The following is a 4,092-nucleotide window of genomic DNA, read 5'->3' as shown; positions in this document are numbered from 1 at the left end:
AAAAATTAAAAAAATAAAAAACTAATTTATTAAGGTGTAGAGAAATTTAAAACTCTACGATTTCTCTATAGAGATAGATTTTTACCTCCATGTGAAACCTCCATATCGAGATCCATTGCAAATAGGTTAACAGAAATCTCGCGTGTAACCCACGTGTAACTTACTTTTTAAAACTATAACTGGGTTTATACCCTATCGATCACTCCCACTCAATAGTTCCAGGAGGTTTGCTTGTAATATCATAAACAACTCTATTAACTGAAATTACTTCATTTACGATTCTATTTGCAATCCTCTCCAAAATCTGAAAAGGAATTTTTGACCAATCGGCTGTCATACCATCTTCACTAGATACACAACGTAAAACTATTGGCCATGCATAAGTCCTTTTATCACCCATAACTCCTACAGTTTTTACAGGTAACAATACTGCAAAAGCTTGCCAAATATCATTGTAAAGACCTGCTTTTTTAATTTCGTCTCTTACTATCCAGTCTGCATCTCTTAAACAATCAAGTTTTTCATTATTCACCTCTCCCAAAATTCTTATAGCTAATCCTGGGCCTGGGAATGGATGCCTTTTTATAATTTCATCCGGCAAACCTAAAGCAGCTCCCACTTTTCGGACTTCATCCTTAAAAAGTTTTCTTAATGGCTCAACTAATTTAAATTGTAAATCTTTTGGCAATCCACCCACATTATGATGACTCTTTATTTTTACAGCTATTCTTTCACCAGTCTTAGGATCAATATTAGTACCAGCACTTTCAATAACATCAGGATAAAGAGTACCTTGGGCTAAATACTGAAAAGGTCCCAATCTATTGCTTTCTTCCTCAAATACTCTAATAAATTCTTCACCTATAATTTTTCTTTTTTGTTCTGGATCAGTAATACCTTTTAATTTGGCAATAAACCTTTCCCTTGCATTAATATATTCAACTTTTATGTGAAATTTCTTATCAAAAAAATTCATTAAAAATTCTGGTTCACCTTTTCTCATGAAACCTTGGTCTATAAACATGCATGTAAGCTGATTTCCAATTGCTTTATTGAGAAGAAAAGCAAGAGTTGAGGAATCAACTCCTCCAGACAAGGCAAGCAAAACTTTTTTATTGCCAACTTGCTCTCTTATCCTGGGAATAGTTTCCTCTATATAGGTTTCGGTTGTCCAATCAGCCGCACAACAAGAAATTTTATAAACAAAATTTTTAATTACCGTCATCCCAAACTCTGAATGAATAACTTCAGGATGAAATTGTACGCCAAATAATTTCTTTACATCATTTGAAATTGCTGCATGGAGTGTGTTCTCGGTATGAGCAATTTTATTAAATCCATCAGGCAAACAATTAATAGAATCGCCATGACTCATCCACATAATAGATTTATCTTCTACATCAGAAAGGAGGTCAGATTCTTGGTCTATATTTATTGGTGCTCTACCATATTCAGCTTTTTTGGTTGCTGAAATAACAGATCCTCCAAGTTCTTTGACCATTAATTGCATTCCATAGCATATGCCAAGAATAGGAATTCCTAAATTAAAAATTTTTTCATCACATTTAGGAGCATTTTGTTCATATACAGAATTTGGGCCTCCACTCAAAATAATCCCTTTAGGGTTAATATTTTTAATTTCCTCAATTGAAATACAATTACTTACTACAAGAGAAAAAACATTAGTTTCTCTAATTCTTCTTGCAATCAATTCAGAATATTGAGATCCGAAATCTAAAATTAATATTGAAGGATCTCGTTCTTTTTTTAAAGATGTTTGACTCATGTATAAAAGTTAGCTCAATTTATTTACAAAAGCATAATGAATCACAAATTAATCTCATTGAAAATAAGAAATATACTTATTACCGTTAATTCCAGCCCACCTTATTTTCCTTTTTCTATCAAAAATGATTGATGCGATTTCCATATCAGTTTTTACATACCTATTTACATAAGTAAAAGAACGCTTTTCGATCGTATTTGATAAATTCTTGAATAATTTATCAGCTAAAGATTTATTAAATCTTTCAAGAAGTTGTAATGCATTCTCAAGATTATCTAACTGAGATAATTCAACTATTATTTCAGGTGGTAACTTTTCTTGAACGGCTAAATAAACAAGAATCTCAATTCTTGCATCAGCTAAATGATTATGTGTATGAAAAATACCACCTGCTAATTTAATTAATTTTCCGTGATAACCAAAAAGAATTACAGTTTTAACTTTTTTTATTGCAGCATCAACTAATAATGGTCCTATCCAATTTCCAATTTTGATAATTGGCAAATTAACATTATAACTTTTAGCCAAATTTAACCCATTTTCACCAATAACAAATATCACTTCCCCTTCAAAATCATTTTGAATTAACTTTGCTAGATTATTTTTAGCCTCTTCTAATTGATCAGGTGAAGCACTCGAATAAGTCTCAGCAGAAGTACCAATAATAGATAATCCATCAACAATACCAAATGACTTATTACTAGTTCTTTCAGCTAAAAACTCCCCATTTGGGAAAATAATTTCTAATTTCAAATTAAAGCCCTCAGGAATACTATCTAATAAATTTTCATATAAAACTTCTTTTGCAAAATTAGAAATGCATATCTCTGATGTATCTTCTTTTATACCTACACCAGATCCTGCAATAATATTTATTGGAATTGTTTGAACAGGATTATTAAAAGAAATTTTTTCTAAAGAGGCTATTGTCCATATCTCTAAGTTTTGTGTAATGTCAAGATCTAAGCCAGACTTTGCAAAGGTAATTCCTAATGCATGCGAGTCATCTTTAAGTAAACCAACAGAATGAATCTCGATTTTTATTTCTTTTTTTTCATTAGGAATTTTTATTAGTTCATAATTCTCAAATGGTAACCCTACTAGTTTTTTTAATGCTGACCTAGCAGCTCCAGCAACCCACAAAGGTAAAGAAAATCCTTTTTTCAAATCAAGTAATTGAAAAATATATAATGAGAACTAATCTAAGAATGACCTATTTAATAAAAAGTGGCCATACAACAAAAATTATCATTGATGATTCCTGGACCCACACCAGTTCCAGAAAAAGTTTTACAAGCATTAAGTAAACATCCAATAGGCCATCGCAGTAAAGAATTCCAAGATCTCGTAGAAAGTACTACTAAAAATTTACAGTGGCTTCATCAAACTCAAAATGATGTTCTAACAATTACTGGTAGTGGGACTGCCGCAATGGAGGCTGGAATAATAAATACCTTAAGTAGAGGAGATAAAGTAATTTGTGGAGAAAATGGAAAATTTGGCGAAAGATGGGTAAAAGTTGCTAAAGAATTTGGTCTGGAAGTAATAAAAATTGATTCCGAATGGGGTACTCCACTTGATCCAGAAGAATTCAAAAAGGTATTAGAGGAAGATAAACAAAAAGAAATAAAGGCAGTTATTTTGACTCATTCTGAAACCTCAACAGGTGTAATTAATGATCTAGAAACTATAAGTTCATATATTCGCGAACACAACACAGCTTTATCAATTGTTGACTGCGTTACAAGTCTTGGAGCTTGCAATGTACCAGTAGATGAATGGGAATTAGATATCGTTGCTTCAGGATCACAAAAGGGATATATGATACCTCCAGGGCTTAGTTTTATAGCAATGAGCCAAAAAGCATGGGAAGCTGCAGAAAAATCTAATTTACCAAAATTTTATTTAAATTTAAAATCCTACAGAAAAAGTCTTTTAAGTAACAGTAATCCATATACTCCAGCAGTTAATTTAGTTTTTGCTTTAGATGAAGCTTTAAAAATGATGAGAGAAGAAGGCTTAGATAACATTTTCCTCAGACACAATAAACATAAATTAGCAATGAGCAATGCTGTAAAGGCTTTAAATCTAAAATTATTTGCTGATGAAAAATATTTAAGTCCTTCAATTACTGCAATAAAAACCGAAGGGATGGATGCTGAAGAATTCAGAAAAACAATAAAAAATAAATTTGATATTTTACTTGCTGGTGGTCAAGATCATTTGAAAGGAAAAATATTTAGAGTCGGACACTTAGGTTATGTAAATGATAGAGATATTATTACAGTAATTTCTGCTATGAGTAA

Annotated in this window: 3 protein-coding genes; 1 reads left to right on the top strand and 2 read right to left on the bottom strand. The window is 31.4% G+C overall.

What is annotated here, in order from left to right:
* Positions 1-199 precede the first annotated feature (199 nt).
* The gene (gene guaA / locus MK115_RS08965; protein ID WP_287610847.1) at positions 200-1,786 is read right to left on the bottom strand and encodes a glutamine-hydrolyzing GMP synthase; all 1,587 of its coding nucleotides are present in this window, start codon (positions 1,784-1,786) and stop codon (positions 200-202) included.
* 54 nt (positions 1,787-1,840) lie between these two features.
* Positions 1,841-2,953 carry a cobalt-precorrin-5B (C(1))-methyltransferase CbiD gene (cbiD, locus tag MK115_RS08960; RefSeq protein ID WP_287610845.1) on the bottom strand — a complete coding sequence of 371 codons (1,113 nt, stop codon included), beginning with the start codon at positions 2,951-2,953 and terminating at the stop codon, positions 1,841-1,843.
* An 87-nt stretch (positions 2,954-3,040) separates the two neighbouring features.
* Between cbiD and MK115_RS08955 the strand changes: the two genes are divergently transcribed.
* The coding region (locus tag MK115_RS08955) for a pyridoxal-phosphate-dependent aminotransferase family protein (protein WP_287610849.1) at positions 3,041-4,092 on the top strand (1,052 nt) is incomplete at its 3' end.

It is taken from the genome of Prochlorococcus sp. ALOHA_ZT_50 (assembly GCF_022447305.1).
Taxonomy (GTDB): Bacteria; Cyanobacteriota; Cyanobacteriia; order PCC-6307; family Cyanobiaceae; genus Prochlorococcus_A.
Note: the sequence above shows the minus strand (reverse complement) of the source record. Positions and strands in the feature narration are given on the sequence as shown.

Coding starts and splice junctions, on each gene's coding strand:
- guaA (WP_287610847.1), bottom strand. CDS start 1,786: ATGAGTCAAACATCTTTAAAAAAAGAACGAGATCCTTCAATATTAATT.